Annotated in this window: 12 protein-coding genes; 7 read left to right on the top strand and 5 right to left on the bottom strand. The window is 73.9% G+C overall.

Features of this window, described 5'->3' with window-relative positions; translation table 11 throughout:
* Nucleotides 1-32: 32 nt before the first annotated feature.
* Nucleotides 33-683: a GntR family transcriptional regulator gene (locus IE321_RS13710; RefSeq protein ID WP_190223068.1), complete on the top strand. Its 651-nt coding sequence runs from the start codon at nucleotides 33-35 to the stop codon at nucleotides 681-683.
* On the top strand, nucleotides 680-2,008 hold the full coding sequence (locus IE321_RS13705; protein ID WP_043229145.1) for an MFS transporter: 1,329 nt from the start codon (nucleotides 680-682) through the stop codon (nucleotides 2,006-2,008). Before IE321_RS13710 ends, IE321_RS13705 begins: the two co-directional genes overlap by 4 nt.
* Nucleotides 2,009-2,160: 152 nt before the next feature.
* Here IE321_RS13705 and IE321_RS13700 read toward each other — a convergent pair whose 3' ends face one another.
* Nucleotides 2,161-2,988 (bottom strand): maleylpyruvate isomerase family mycothiol-dependent enzyme, encoded by an 828-nt coding sequence (locus IE321_RS13700; protein ID WP_043229148.1) that lies wholly within the window; start codon nucleotides 2,986-2,988, stop codon nucleotides 2,161-2,163.
* 163 nt (nucleotides 2,989-3,151) lie between these two features.
* On the opposite strand from IE321_RS13700, the gene IE321_RS13695 reads away from it, so the two are divergent.
* Nucleotides 3,152-3,958 (top strand): carbon-nitrogen family hydrolase, encoded by an 807-nt coding sequence (locus tag IE321_RS13695; protein WP_043229150.1) that lies wholly within the window; start codon nucleotides 3,152-3,154, stop codon nucleotides 3,956-3,958.
* Nucleotides 3,955-5,091, top strand: a complete 1,137-nt coding sequence (locus IE321_RS13690) for an SMI1/KNR4 family protein (protein WP_190223067.1) — start codon at nucleotides 3,955-3,957, stop codon at nucleotides 5,089-5,091. Before IE321_RS13695 ends, IE321_RS13690 begins: the two co-directional genes overlap by 4 nt.
* Here IE321_RS13690 and IE321_RS13685 read toward each other — a convergent pair.
* On the bottom strand, nucleotides 5,088-5,696 hold the full coding sequence (locus IE321_RS13685) for a hypothetical protein (RefSeq protein WP_190223066.1): 609 nt from the start codon (nucleotides 5,694-5,696) through the stop codon (nucleotides 5,088-5,090). The genes IE321_RS13690 and IE321_RS13685 overlap by 4 nt on opposite strands.
* 153 nt (nucleotides 5,697-5,849) lie before the next feature.
* Here IE321_RS13685 and IE321_RS13680 point away from each other — a divergent pair, with 153 nt between their 5' ends.
* A complete protein-coding gene (locus IE321_RS13680) occupies nucleotides 5,850-7,067 on the top strand; it encodes a trans-sulfuration enzyme family protein (protein ID WP_190223065.1) in 1,218 nt (405 codons plus the stop codon).
* A gap of 80 nt (nucleotides 7,068-7,147) precedes the next feature.
* On the opposite strand, the gene IE321_RS13675 is transcribed toward IE321_RS13680, so the two are convergent.
* The 3 genes from IE321_RS13675 to IE321_RS13665 are packed head-to-tail and all read right to left on the bottom strand — an operon-like array spanning nucleotide 7,148 to nucleotide 9,942.
* The gene (locus IE321_RS13675) at nucleotides 7,148-7,633 is read right to left on the bottom strand and encodes an LURP-one-related/scramblase family protein (protein WP_043229153.1); all 486 of its coding nucleotides are present in this window, start codon (nucleotides 7,631-7,633) and stop codon (nucleotides 7,148-7,150) included.
* Nucleotides 7,634-7,686: 53 nt separating this feature from the next.
* Nucleotides 7,687-8,436 (bottom strand): bestrophin-like domain, encoded by a 750-nt coding sequence (locus IE321_RS13670; RefSeq protein ID WP_190223064.1) that lies wholly within the window; start codon nucleotides 8,434-8,436, stop codon nucleotides 7,687-7,689.
* A gap of 3 nt (nucleotides 8,437-8,439) precedes the next feature.
* Nucleotides 8,440-9,942 carry a CLIPPER-2 domain-containing protein gene (locus IE321_RS13665; protein WP_190223063.1) on the bottom strand — a complete coding sequence of 501 codons (1,503 nt, stop codon included), beginning with the start codon at nucleotides 9,940-9,942 and terminating at the stop codon, nucleotides 8,440-8,442.
* Nucleotides 9,943-10,200: 258 nt separating this feature from the next.
* On the opposite strand from IE321_RS13665, the gene IE321_RS13660 reads away from it, so the two are divergent.
* On the top strand, nucleotides 10,201-11,757 hold the full coding sequence (locus tag IE321_RS13660) for a recombinase family protein (protein ID WP_190223062.1): 1,557 nt from the start codon (nucleotides 10,201-10,203) through the stop codon (nucleotides 11,755-11,757).
* 289 nt (nucleotides 11,758-12,046) lie between these two features.
* On the top strand, nucleotides 12,047-13,858 hold the full coding sequence (locus tag IE321_RS13655; RefSeq protein WP_190223061.1) for an NHL domain-containing thioredoxin family protein: 1,812 nt from the start codon (nucleotides 12,047-12,049) through the stop codon (nucleotides 13,856-13,858).
* The last annotated feature ends 2 nt before the right edge of the window (nucleotides 13,859-13,860 follow it).

Raw genomic sequence — 13,860 nt, 5'->3', positions numbered from 1 at the left:
TGTTGTACACACCTTGTATCTATGCTGTGCGCATGCCATCAGCGCTCAAGCAGCCGCCCGCCGCCGAACGGGTCTACAGCCACGTCAAGCAGGCCGTCCTCGACCGCCGTTACGAGGGCGGGACCCTCCTCACCGAGGGGGAGCTGGCCGAGGCCGTGGGGGTGTCCCGCACCCCCGTCCGCGAGGCGCTGCTCAAGCTGGAGATGGAAGGGCTGCTGAAGCTCTACCCGAAGAAGGGCGCCCTCGTCCTCGCCGTCTCCGCCCAGGAGATCGCCGACGTCGTCGAGACCCGGCTCCTCGTCGAGGAGTTCGCCGTCCGCCGCGCCGTCCCCGCGCCGCCCGCGCTCCTCACCCGCCTCGAAGAGCTCCTGGCCGAGCAGCAGCGCCGGGCGGGCGCCGGGGACCTCGCCGAGGTCGCCGTCACCGACCGCTGCTTCCACGCCGAGATCGTCCGGCACGCCGGCAACCAGATCCTGTCCCGCCTCTACGACCAGCTCCGCGACCGGCAGCTCCGCATGGGCGTCGCCGTGATGCAGGCCCACCCCGACCGGGTCGCCCAGAACATCACCGAGCACGCCGAGATCCTCGACCGCCTCAGGGCCGGGGACGCGGACGGCGCCGCCGCGGCCGTCCGCGGCCACCTCGGCCGCGTCGGCAGCCTGGTCCGGGGTGAGGGCAGGTGAGCGACCGCAAGGGCGCGCGCAACGGCTACGGCTCCGCCGTCACCCTCCCCGGCGACCCGCCCGGCGGCCGCCGGGCCGCCCTCGTCTGGGGCGTCGGCGTCGCCGTCTACTTCGTCGCCGTCATCTTCCGCACCTCGCTCGGCGTCGCCGGACTCGACGCCGCCGACCGCTTCCACGTGGGCGCCTCCGCGCTCTCCACCTTCTCCATACTCCAGCTGCTGGTCTACGCGGGCATGCAGATACCCGTCGGCCTCATGGTCGACCGGCTCGGCACCAAGCGGGTCCTCGCCCTCGGCGTCGTCCTCTTCACCCTCGGCCAGCTCGGCTTCGCGCTCTCCCCGTCCTACCCGATGGCCCTCGCCTCCCGCGCCCTCCTCGGCTGCGGCGACGCCATGACCTTCATCAGCGTCCTCCGGCTCGGCGGCCGATGGTTCCCGGCCCGCCGCGGGCCGCTCATCGCCCAGCTCGCCGGCCTCATCGGGATGGCCGGCAACCTGATCTCGACCGTCGTCCTCTCCCGCGCCCTGCACGGCCTCGGCTGGACCACCACCTTCGTCGGCAGCTCGCTCGCCGGCGTCCTCGTCCTGGTCCTGCTGCTGGTCTTCCTCAAGGACCACCCGGAGGGGTACGAGCCCGCTCCCGTCCGCCACGCGGGCGCCGCCTACGTCCGCCGCCAGATCGCCGAGTCCTGGCGCGAACCCGGCACCCGGCTCGGCCTGTGGGTGCACTTCACCACCCAGTTCCCCGCGATGGTGTTCCTGCTGCTGTGGGGGCTGCCGTTCCTCGTCGAGGCCCAGGGCCTGTCCCGGGGCACCGCGGGCGAGCTGCTGACCCTCGTGGTGCTCTCCAACATGGCCGTCGGCCTCACGTTCGGCCAGATCATCGCCCGGCACGGCGGCGCCCGCGCCCCGCTCGCCCTCGGCACGGTCGCCGCCACCGCCCTGCTGTGGGCGGCCACGATCGCGTACCCCGGCGACCACGCGCCGATGTGGCTGCTCGTCACCCTCTGCCTGGTCCTCGGGGCCTGCGGACCGGCGTCCATGATCGGCTTCGACTTCGCCCGCCCGGCCAACCCGCCGGAGCGCCAGGGCACCGCCTCCGGCATCGTCAACATGGGTGGTTTCGTCGCCTCGATGACGACGCTGCTCGCCATCGGCGTGCTGCTCGACGCGACCGGCGACGACTACCGGATCGCGTTCTCCTCGGTCTTCGTCCTCGAAGCCCTCGGCGTCGTCCAGATCCTCCGCCTCAAGTCCCGCACCCACCGACGCGAGCGCGAACGGCTCGTCGCCAGCCGCGTGGAGGCCGTCCACGTACCGGTGTGACCACCGGGGCGGAGGGCGGCACGGACACCGCGGCGGGGCTCAGACGGATACGCGCCGGAGGACGTGCGGACACCGTGCCGGAGGACGTACCGACACCGCGCCGAAGGCCGGTACGGACACCGTGCCGGAGGACGTACGGATACCGCCGCTCCCTAGTTCGGCGTCACCGCGAAGTGGTCGAGGATCGCCCCGGCCAGGTCCTGGTCGCCCTCCACCTTGACCCGGTCGGCCACCTCGGCCGGCCGGACCCGGCCGCAGGCCAGCCGGACGTACGTCTCCCAGTCCGTCGCCAGCGTCACCGCCGGACCCAGCGACGGCGCCCCGTCGATCGAACCCCGCCCCTCCGCGTCCACCCGCACCGTCCGCAGGAACTCCACCGGCCCCGTCACGTCCACCACGACCGCCGACGACGCCGGCGCGCCCGCGTCCTTCGCGACGACCTTCGGCAGCGCCTCCAGCAGCAGGTCCCGCACCACCAGCGCGCCCGGCGAGTCGATGTTCCCCGGCGTCCCCAGCGCGACCCGCAGGTCCTGCTCGTGCACCCACGTGTCGAAGGCCCGCAGCCGGTAGCCCTGCTCCAGCGTCTGCTCGGCGCCCAGCGGAGCCCGGATGACGTGCTCGGGGGAACGGTTCTCGTTCCGGAGCTGGCGGGCCCGGCGGATCAGGATGTACTCCAGCTCCGAGGTCATCTCCGGCGCCGTGTGGTGCCGGCGGACGTCGACCTGCACCTCCATGTAGCGGGCGAAGTCACTGCGCACGTGGTACAGGTCGCGGGGGAGCGAGTGGATCGGCCGCGGATCCCCGAGCATCTCCGTCTCCATGCCGATCACATGGGACACGATGTCGCGCACCGACCAGCCCGGGCACGGAGTCGCGCGGTTCCACTCGCCCTCCACGAGCGGCTGCACCAGCTCGGCTATCGCTTCGATGGAGTGGGTCCAGGCGTCGGCGTAGTTCTGGAGGCTGGGATGGACGGTCACGGGACCCCTCGACGTTCTTCGGTGCGGGCTGAAAACACGACTGGGCGACAGTGGAATGGGAGGCTCGGACGCTAAGTTACGCTCCCCGGGAGCACCCCGGCAGTGCTTTCGTGTGACGATCGTAGGCCGGTGTTGACGGCTTCAACGCCAGGACGGTGGTAGTGTGCGCGCCTCGCTGATCCAGATCGCGGTAGACCCGGACGAACCGGTCGCCGACCGGCGGGCCCGCGCGGCCCGCCTCGTACGGGAGGAGCGCGGGGCCGCGGACCTCGTCGTCCTCCCCGAACTGTGGCCCGTGGGCGCCTTCGCGGCCGACCTCTTCGGGCCCGAGTCGGAACCCCTCCACGGCCCCACCTACGACGCCATGGCGGCCGCCGCCCGGGACGCCGAGGTCTGGCTGCACGCGGGTTCCTTCGTCGAGGCCGTCGGCGGCGCCCTCTACAACACCTCGCTCGTCTTCTCCCCCGACGGCGAGCTCGCCGCCTCCTACCGCAAGATCCACCGCTTCGGCTTCGACAAGGGCGAGGCGGTCCTCATGGCCGCCGGCGAGGACCTGGTCACCTTCGACCTGCCGCACCTCACCGTCGGCGTCGGCACCTGCTACGACCTGCGCTTCCCCGAACTCTTCCGGGGCCTCGTCGACGCCGGCGCCGAAGCCTTCGTCGTCCCCGCCGGCTGGCCCGCCGCCCGCCGCGGCCACTGGCGGCTCCTCGCCCGGGCCCGGGCCGTCGAGAACCAGGCGTACGTCCTCGCCTGCGGCACGGCCGGCACCCACGCGGGCGTCGAGCAGGCCGGGCACTCGCTGGTCGTCGACCCCTGGGGCGAGATCCTCGCCGAGGCGGGCCCCGACGAGGAGGTCCTGCGGGTCGTCCTGGACCCGGCCAAGCCGGCCGCGATCCGCGAGGAGTTCCCGGCCCTGAAGGACCGGGTCCTCGGCGTCCCCGTCCCCCGCCGGGCGGGGGCCCGATGAGCGGCGCTCCCCAGGACGCCGTCACCGCCTTCGCCGCGCTCTTCGGACCGCCGCCCCGGGGACCCGCGATACCGGTCGACTGGGACGCGGTCGAGGAGTGGCTGGGGCTCCGGCTGCCCGCCGACTACAAGGCGGTCGCCACCGCCTACGGCCCCGTCGACCTCGGCGAACACCTCTGGATCCAGACCCCGTACGGCGCCGGCGACGGCGCCTTCGACTACGGCCACTGGGTCGCGGAGTCCCGGCGGGCGGCCCCCGGCGTCCTCCCCTTCGGCTCCACCCGCACCTCCGCCACCCTCTTCTGGGACACCACCGCCTCCGACGACCCCGACGCGTGGCCGGTCGTGCTCCACGACCCGCAGGAGGAGCGCAAGGGCGGCGACCCCTGGCGCCGCCCCGGCACCACACTCCTGCCCACCCTCGCCCGCCTCGTCGACGAGGGCCTCCGCCGGACCCTCGCCCGCAGCGCCCTCGCCGAGGACGTGACCTCGACCTGGACCCCGCCGCCGCGCCGCCCGGCCCCGACCCCGGAGCAGCGGGCCGCCCTCACCGGCGGCGGCACCGGCCTCGACACCCTCACCGCGCTCGTCCCGCCGCCCGCGGAGCCGTACCTCGGCGGGCGCGACTGGGAGTGGACCTACGACCAGCTCGGCACCACCCTGCCCAGCGCGTACGTCCGCTTCATGGAGACGTACGGCGGCGGCGTCTGGTGCGACTGGCTGCGCTTCCCCCTGCCCCGGGGCGCCGACCGGTACGACTTCGCGCCCTGGGCCGAGTGGTACGCCGACAACTACCGCTCCCTGCGCGCCGACTACCCCGAGTTCCATCCGCTGGCCGCCTGGCCCGAGCCCCGCGGCTTCCTGACCTTCGCGTCCACCGTCGACGGGGACCAGCTCGGCTGGCTCGCCGACGGCGACGACCCCGAGACGTGGCCGCTCGCCATCGACCCCCGCCACGCGCGCGTGGGCCCCCCGCTCACCGGCACGCTCACCGAGGTCCTCCTCGCCTGGCTGCGCGGCGAACTCGCCGTCGAGGGGCTGCCCCGCCTCGCGTACCCGCACGGGGACCCGATCGACCGGGTCACGTACGAGCCCCGCAAGGCGCCCCAGGACCGTCCGGTGGGGCGTTCCTAGGCCCGCGTCTCCGCCCAGAACAGCGTGACCCGCGACAGGGCCGCGCGGACCGCCCCGCCCCGGGTGAGTGCCGCGCGGTCCACGCCCGCGAAGACGAGGGCGAGCGACAGGTCCGTCGCGAGCGCCCGGCCCGTCACCGCGACCTCCAGGCGCCGCCCGCCGAGCCGTCCCCTCCCCCGCACCGTCACCCGGACGCCCGGGTCCTCCGCGTCCGCCCGCCGGACGAGCGTCCAGGAGCGGCGGTCGCGCGCCCACAGGCGGTAGTCGTCGCCGCCGTACCGCAGCCGCAGCCCCCGCTGCCGGGCCGTCACCCCGAAGCGGTTGCGCTCCATGACGACGAGCGCGCCGCCGAGCCGCAGCGTCGCCCGGTTCAGCGTCGGCAGCCGGACCAGGTCCGCGTGGACGCCCCGCGTCTCGTACGACGCCTCCGGCAGCAGACCGCCCCGCAGCTCCGAGACGACCGTCTCCGGCACGGTCTGCCGCAGCGGCGCCTCCACCGTGACCTCGCCGAACTCCGCCGATGTGCCGCGCCAGCCGGCCCGCCGCCCGTACCCCGTCCCCTCCCGCCACGGGCGCAGCGTGAACGGCGTGACGGTCGTGTGCATGGCGCTCCCCTTCGCGAACCGGCTCCCCCGACCCTCGCACGGGGAGCGGACGCGCCGCCGACCGGCCCCCTCGCCCTCCGCGCGGCCCGATCCGATCCACTTCGACGCGATTGGCCCTGGGGGCCGCCCGAACCGCCTCCCGATACTGGCCGCATGAGCAGCGACCGCGATCACTCCACCCCGTCCGACGGCCTCCGCCCCGAAACCCTCGCCGTCCACCCGCCCCGGGTCGAGGTCACCGGCAGCGTGCCGCTCGGCGTCCCCCTCCACCAGGGCCACGTCTTCGGCTTCGAGTCCGCCGACGCCCTCGCCGACTCGATGCACTCCGGCGACTCGTTCCTCTACAGCCGCATGGGCAACCCCACCGTCCGCACCCTGGAGGACGCCGTCGCCCGTCTGGAGGGAGCCGCCGGGGCGCTCTCCTTCGCCTCCGGGATGGGCGCCATCAACACCGTCCTGCTCGGACTGCTGCACGGCGGCGGCCACGTCATCGCGCAGCGCTGCCTGTACGGCGGCACCTACGCGATGCTCACCGACCTGGCGGCCCGCTGGGGCGTCGAGGTCTCTTACGTCTCCGGCACGGACCCGGAGGAGGTCGCCGCCGCCCTGCGGCCCACCACCCGGCTCCTCTACCTGGAGACCATCGCCAACCCCACCACCCGCGTCGCCGACATCCCGGCCCTCGCCGCCGTCGCCCGCGCCGCCGGAGTCCCCGTCGCCGTCGACAACACCTTCGCCTCCCCGCTGCTCTGCCGCCCGCTCTCCCTCGGCGCCGACCTCGTCGTCCACTCGGCCACCAAGTACCTCGCCGGCCACGCGGACGTCCTCGGCGGCGTCCTCGCCGTCGGCGACCCGGAACTGCTCGGCCGGATGCGCCACTTCGCCGTGGAGCTCGGCGCCTCCACCGACCCGTTCGCCGCCTGGCTGACCCTGCGCGGCATGCAGACGCTGTCGCTGCGGATGGACCGCCACTGCGCCTCCGCCGCCACGCTCGCCGCCCGGCTCGCGGACCACCCGGCGGTCGCGGCCGTCCGCTACCCCGGCCAGGCGGGCCACCCGGACCGGGCGATCGCCGAGCGGCTGCTGCCGGACGGCGCGGGCGGCGTGATCTCGCTCGACCTGGCGGGCGGCCGGGACGCCGGCCGGGCCTTCGTCGAGGCGGTCCGGCTGGCCTCCCTCTCGGTCTCCCTCGGCGACGTGAAGACCCTGGTCATGCACCCGGCGTCCACCTCGCACCGGCAGCTCGACGCCGCCGCCCTGGAGGCCGCCGGCATCGGCCCCGGCACGGTCCGCCTCTCGGTCGGCATCGAGCACGTCGAGGACCTGTGGACGGACCTGGACCAGGCCCTGGGCAAGGCGGCGGCGCTCTAGCCTCCCGCCCCGGCCCCTCTCCTGCCCGCCGGGGCCCTCTCCTGCCCGGCGGGGCCGCCCGTCCGGCCGCCCCTGCCCTCCTAGTCCTCCCGCTCGGCCATCCGGATCACGCACACGGCCACCGCGATGAGCAGGGCCGCGTCGGCGTCCTCGCGGACCACGTCCACCGCGTACGTGTCCCGGACGCGCAGCCACCGGCGGGAGATGTGGGCGAGGAGTTCGCCGTCGTACTCGACGGCGAACTCCCGGTCCAGGATCCGCCCGCTGACGTCCAGTTCGGTGCCGTCGGCCATCGTCACGCGGTAATGGTTGCGGAGCAGGGAGAGCCGCTTGCGGCGGACGGTCGCCAGCGGCCGCTCGTCCCGCTCGACGGTCATCGCGCCCCGCAGGCTGAGGAGCTTCTCCCGGAGGGTGATGACCACCCGTCCGTCCGGGGCCTTCAACTCCAGGGTGTCCCGCAACCGCAGGGCCTTGCCGTCGACGAGGAAGGCGTGCCGGCCGTCCTCGTCCTCGATCCAGTAGTCGTCGCCGATCGCGAAGAGCTTGTCCCGTACGAGGTATTTCATACGGTATGTCTCCCCGTTCGCCGTTTCACGTGAAACAACCCGGCCGGGAGAGTTCAGACGAAATAGCGGGTGAACGCGTCGGGAGTCGTGCCCAGCACCTCCCCGAAGGGCGCGTCGAGCTGATGGATCAACAGCACGGTGAAGGCGATGAAGCCCGCCAGGCCCATCACCATCACCACATGGGTGGTGCTGCGACTGATCCCGAAGATGAACATGAACGCGAGCGTGAGGAAGCCGCCGAGGATCAGCCCCGTCCACAGCACCGGCGACAGCCGCTCCTGCGCGGCCGCCTCCCGGCTGCGCCGGGCGTCGTCGACGTTGCCGAGCTGGGCGAGCACCTCCTGCGCGGCGATCTGCTGCGAGACGGTGGCGGTGTCGCCGACCTCCCCGGCCTGCCGGAGCAGTTCGAGCAGCCGCCAGCCGGACGGGTCGAGCGGCTGCCGGGCGGCCATCATCGGCCACTCGACGTCCACGACGTGGTCGGCGTACGTCCGGGCCGCCGCCCGCAGCGGCTCGCGCCGGTCGCCCGGGAGCGCGTCGGCGAGCAGATACGTCTGGTGCAGGGCGCTCGCCTCGGCCTGGGCGTTGTCGGACGCGGCGGTACGGGTGTCCCAGACGGAGACCAGACAGAGGCCGAGGACGATGGCGTAGAGCACCGAGACCATCATGGCGATGTACTCGGCGACGTCCTCGCGCGGTTCCTCGTCCTCGGCGACCGGGAAGAGCCGCGTCTTGACCACGACGGCGAGCGCGCCGAGCAGCGCGACCCCCAGGACGACGAAGAGCGTTTCGAACAGGGCCACGGGTCAGGTCCTCCGGTTCCCGAGGAGCGCGGCGGCGAGGGCCGCGGGCAGCAGGATCAGCAGCAGCATCACGACGGTCCCCATCTCGCCCGCCTCCCGCCCGCGCCGCCGCACCCGCCCCAGGAACCCCTCGCCGGCGAGCGTGGCGGCCCGGCGCGACGCCTCCGGCGAGGTGTCGGTACGCGGCGGTACGACCACCCCGGGCACACGAGCCTCACCGACCACGGCACCGGGCGGTACGGCACCTGGGGGCACGGCACCGGGCGGTACGGCACCGGGCGGTACGGCTCCCGGCGTTACGGCTCCGGGCGGTACGGCTCCGGGCCCGGCCTCCACCGCTCCCTCGGTGGCACCGACCCCTGCCCCGACCTCCGCCGCGACCCCCGCACCGACCTCCGCCGCTGCCCCCGGCGGCGCGGGATCGGGCCCGGGCGGCCCCACCGGCAGCACCCCCACGGCGGGTGCGGGAGCGGGCTCGGGCGCCGTGGCCCCGGCGGCGCCAGGAGCTCCGGCGGCCCCAGGAGCCCCGACGACCCCACCACGAGAATCCCCACCGCCCGCACCGCCCCCTCCTCCACCGCCCCCGCCTCTACCGCTCCCACTCCCACCCCCGGGCTCAGCGGCCGAGGCCGGGGCCGGGTCCGGGGCCGCCGCCGAGGGCTTCCTCCGCTCCTCCGGCACCGTGAAGGAGCCGGTGGACCGCGCGGTGAGCAGGGGCGCGGGAAGGCGCCGCCCGCCGGGGGCGTAGGTGGCGACGCGGTCGGTGCCGGTGGCGAGGCCGGTGCTGCGGTGGGTGCCGGGCGGCCGCCGTACGGTCGCGACACAGCGCGCGGAGGCGCCGGGGGCGAGCCGGAGCGGGGCGGCGCCGCAGTCGACGCCCCGCCCGGAGAGGCCGAGCGCCGGGTCGGTGACGCGCACGTCGTGCAGGGGCCGGTTGCCGCGGTTGGCGACGGTGTACGTGACGACGGCCGTGCCGGCGCGCGCGGCGGGGGCGACGCGTTCGGCCAGGGCGAGGGCCCCGGCGACGCCCGTGTACCCGGAGGCGGCGGTGGCGGTCAGGGTCCGGCCCAGGGAGGGGATCGCGCCCTCGGCGCGGGCGTCGGCCCGGTGGTCGCCGGGCAGGGCGCGGAAGCGGGCGACGCACTCCATGACGCCGAGCGCGTGGAGCGGCCGCCCGGGGCAGCGGACGGCGCCCGCCGGGACGCCCGGGTCCCGCACCCGGACCCCGTACAGGTCGGCCTCGCCCCGGTTCTCCAGCCGGTACCTCTTCACCACCCGGTCCCCGGCCCGCACGGCGGGCGGTCGCTGCCCGCTGTGACCGCGGGTGTTGACGGTGACGGTCATCCGCAGCGCCTTGTCGCCCGCGCCCCCGGCCTCCGCCGTGCCCTCGCCGCCGAGGACGAGGCAGGGCAGGGCGAGGACCCCGACGAGGAACCCGGCCCCGACCCGGACGGCCCGCCTCCCCCGGAAGCACGAGTAGTCCGATGATCCGCCCGCATGCGTCATGCGCCCATGCCACCGCCCCCTCCGCCGCCCACCCGCCCCGGGACACGCGGACACCCCCCACCCGGCGGCACCGATCCACCCGTACGCCCGTGGCAGGCCCCGCTCCCGCGCCCGCGTCCGGGCCCCGAGCTGATCGGAACGAAAGGCTGGCCAACACCGGAGGCGACGAGTCGACGCTCGCCGATCTGCGAAAAAATCGTTGTCTTCGTCTTAAGGATTTACTGAACCAATGTGAGCACTACTCGCTAGCGTGGGGACGTGCACCAACAAACCACTGCTGACCTGTACTTACGCCTGTCCTTGGACCGGGAGGGCAAGACCGCGATCGACCGCCAGGAAGCCGACTGCCGGGCCTGGGCGGAGCGCAACGGCCTGACTGTCCGCAAGGTCCACATAGACCGCGGACGTTCCGGTTACAAGAACGTCAGCCGCAAAGGGTTCGATGCGGCGATCACAGCAGCCACGGCCGGCGTCGTGGGCGTTCTGATCGTCTGGAAGCTCGACCGCCTGTCCCGCAAGGGCATCGGCGAGGTCGGGAAGGCGCTGGACGACATAGGGAGGGTTGGCGGACGGCTGGTCTCCGTCATGGACGGCCTCGACACGAAGAACGACAGCGCCCGGGCCACCCTCGCCATGTTGGCGGAACTGGCACGCAACGAGTCCCGCGACCTTGGGATGCGCGTCGGCAACGCCAAGCGGTACCTACGCCGACGGGGGCAGTGGATCGGCGGACGGCCGCCTTACGGGCTGTTGGTGGACCCGGAGGCGAAGAAACTCCTCCACGACCCCGAGACCGCCGTCTACGCCCGCCTGATCGCCGACGAGGCGTTGTCCGGGAAGGCCCTCGTCCACATCGCCCGGCTGCTGAACGAGCACGGGGTGGAGTCCGCTCGTGGAGGCGAGTGGAACTCGTCCAGCGTCATGCAACTCCTTCGCTCACCGGCCTTCGCCGGTCTCATGCCGCAGACCGAGTACGAGGAGCAGCCGGATGGGACACGCAAGTACATGCACCGGGTCTCTCCCTACCGAGACCCGGAAACGCTGGAGACCGTGAGTATCGGCGAGGGGATCATCACGGTCGGGGAGCGCGAACTCATCCTCCGCCAGCTCGAAGCGCGCACGTTCCCCCTGGCGGGGAAGCGACACGGTCACAAGCAAGGGAAGTCCCTGCTCACCGGGACGGCACGTTGCGGGCTGTGCGGGGCCCGGATGAGCAAGGCCGGCACGTCGTACCAGTGCTCCAGCCACCGGATGGGGCGAGGATGCTCCGGCGTCTCGGCTCGGGTCGAGAGCATCGACGACTACGTGACCCGGGCATTCCTCTCCCGCCTGCCGTCCCTGGAGCCCCAGGACCCGCTGCTCGTCGTGATCGCCGACCGCTGGGCGCAGCGGGAGGACCCGGAGGTTTTCGCGAAGCGGGACGCGATCGAGGCGGAGATCGCGGACGAGGGGGCCCGTCTGGCGGACCTGGAGGAGGCCAGGTACGTCCGTGGCGAGTTCACGGGCGCCGACGCTATCGACCGGTACAACCGGCTCGCCGGACGACTTCGCAATCGGATCGAGGGGCTGCGCGCAGACCTGCTGCGGATGCCGACCCCTTCCGCGGACCTCTCTCCGCTCCTGGACGCGGGCCTGCTCCTTGAAGCCTGGGAGACCGATGACGTGGCCGGAAGGCGTGAACGCCTCAGCCTCGCAATCGATCGCGTGGAAGTCCAGCGAGGCAGGGTGGGCGTGAGGTTCAACGGTGACGAGCGCTGCAGGATCGTCTGGGCGAGGAGGGGCGGGGCCGGGGCGAATGAGCGGGTGGCGGAATGACGGTCGAAGAGGGTGCGGGCCCGCGCCCGTGCCGGGGGTGACACGACGAACGTGAGCGCCTGCAACGTCTTCCTCCGGCGCGGACGTGGCGGGGCGCATGGGCAGCCCGCACGACGTGACCGGCGACTACGAGGATCCTGCCGAGTCGCCGGGCGAGCGCCGTAAGCGAGCCGTGGTGCTTCTCTGGCCCCCAGGGCAGGAGGCAGGAAAAGGCTCGTGCCGCTCGCGGAGGTGACCCGCGTCGTGTGGCTGTGATCGGCCGTTCATGGGCCAATGGCAAGCTTGAAGGATGAACGACGCTGCCCCGGCGCCCACCCCCGCGCCCGCCCCCCGTTCCCGCGCCCGCGTCCGTGCCCCCGAGCTGATCGGCAAGGGCGGCTGGATCAACACCGGCGGGAAGGACCTGAAGCTCGCCGACTTCCGAGGTCGCACATTGATCCTCGATTTTTGGACCTTCTGCTGCATCAACTGCCTGCACGTCCTCGACGAGCTGCGGGAGCTGGAGGAGAAGCACCGGGACACGCTCGTCATCGTGGGCGTGCACTCGCCGAAGTTCGTGCACGAGGCGGAGCACCAGGCGGTCGTCGACGCCGTGGAGCGGTACGAGGTGCACCACCCGGTGCTCGACGACCCGGAGCTGGCGACCTGGAAGCAGTACGCCGTCCGCGCCTGGCCGACGCTCGTCGTGATCGACCCCGAGGGGTACGTCGTCGCCCAGCACGCCGGTGAGGGGCACGCCAACGCGATCCGGACGCTGGTGGAGGAGCTGGAGGCCGAGCACGCGGCCAAGGGGACGCTGCGGCGCGGCGACGGGCCGTACGTGCCGCCGGAGCCGGTCGCGACCGACCTCCGCTTCCCGGGGAAGGCCGTCGTCCTCCCGGACGGCAACCTCCTGGTCTCCGACACCACCCGGCACCAGCTGGTCGAGCTGGCCGCCGACGGCGAGACCGTGGTGCGGCGGATCGGCGGCGAGGGCGTCTTCCGCGAGCCGCAGGGGCTGGCGCTGCTGCCGGACGGCACGGTCGTCGTCGCGGACACCGTGCACCACTCGCTCCAGCGCTTCGACCCGGCGACCGGCGCGGTCGAGCGGATCGCGGGCACCGGCAGGCAGTGGTGGCAGGGGTCTCCGACCTCCGGGCCCGCGCTCGGCGTGGACCTGTCCTCGCCGTGGGACGTCGCCTGGTGGCAGGGCAAGGTGTGGATCGCGATGGCCGGCGTGCACCAGATCTGGACGTACGACCCCGAGTCCGGGACCGTCGAGGTCGCGGCCGGCACCACGAACGAGGGGCTGGTCGACGGGCCCGGTGCCGAGGCGTGGTTCGCGCAGCCGTCCGGGCTCGCCGCCACCCCGGACCGGCTGTGGATCGCCGACTCGGAGACCAGCGCGCTGCGGTACGTCGACACCGACGGGCACGTCCACACGGCCGTCGGCACCGGCCTCTTCGACTTCGGGCACCGGGACGGCGCCGCCGACCAGGCGCTCTTCCAGCACCCGCTCGGCGTGACGGCCCTGCCCGACGGCTCGGTCGCGGTCTCCGACACGTACAACCACGCCCTGCGCCGCTACGACCCGGCCACCGGCGAGGTCACCACCCTCGCCACGGACCTGCGCGAGCCCAGCGACGCGGTCCTCGTCGGCGAGGACATCGTCGTCGTCGAGTCGGCCCGCCACCGCCTCACCCGGCTGCGCCTCCCCGAGGAGGCCGTGCGGGTGGAGGCGGTCGCGCACCGCACGAAGCGCGAGGCGACCGAGGTCGCGCCCGGCGCCTTCCGCCTGGACGTCGTCTTCCACGCGCCCACGGGCCAGAAGCTGGACGAGCGGTACGGCCCCTCGACCCGGCTCCTGGTCTCGTCCACCCCGCCGGAGCTGCTGCTCTCCGGCGAGGGCACGGGCACGGACCTCTTCCGCGACCTGGAGCTGAACCCGGCCCTCACCGAAGGCGTTCTGCACGTCTCCGCGATGGCCGCGTCCTGCGACGACGACCCGGCCAACGAGTACCCGGCCTGCCACGTCCACCAGCAGGACTGGGGCGTCCCGGTGAAGCTCACCGCCGAGGGCGCGACCCGCCTCCCGCTGATCCTGGCGGGGCTGGACGCCTGACC

The organism is Streptomyces hydrogenans (assembly GCF_014656075.1).
Taxonomy (GTDB): Bacteria; Actinomycetota; Actinomycetes; order Streptomycetales; family Streptomycetaceae; genus Streptomyces; species Streptomyces hydrogenans.
This window is presented reverse-complemented; position numbering and strand designations above follow the sequence as displayed.

What these genes read in the sequence shown, in the direction of transcription:
- IE321_RS13710 (WP_190223068.1), top strand. Translation starts at nt 33, where the DNA reads ATGCCATCAGCGCTCAAGCAGCCGCCCGCCGCCGAACGGGTCTACAGC.
- IE321_RS13690 (WP_190223067.1), top strand. Translation starts at nt 3,955, where the DNA reads ATGAGCGGCGCTCCCCAGGACGCCGTCACCGCCTTCGCCGCGCTCTTC.
- IE321_RS13685 (WP_190223066.1), bottom strand. Translation starts at nt 5,696, where the DNA reads ATGCACACGACCGTCACGCCGTTCACGCTGCGCCCGTGGCGGGAGGGG.
- IE321_RS13680 (WP_190223065.1), top strand. Translation starts at nt 5,850, where the DNA reads ATGAGCAGCGACCGCGATCACTCCACCCCGTCCGACGGCCTCCGCCCC.
- IE321_RS13675 (WP_043229153.1), bottom strand. Translation starts at nt 7,633, where the DNA reads ATGAAATACCTCGTACGGGACAAGCTCTTCGCGATCGGCGACGACTAC.
- IE321_RS13665 (WP_190223063.1), bottom strand. Translation starts at nt 9,942, where the DNA reads ATGACGCATGCGGGCGGATCATCGGACTACTCGTGCTTCCGGGGGAGG.
- IE321_RS13655 (WP_190223061.1), top strand. Translation starts at nt 12,047, where the DNA reads ATGAACGACGCTGCCCCGGCGCCCACCCCCGCGCCCGCCCCCCGTTCC.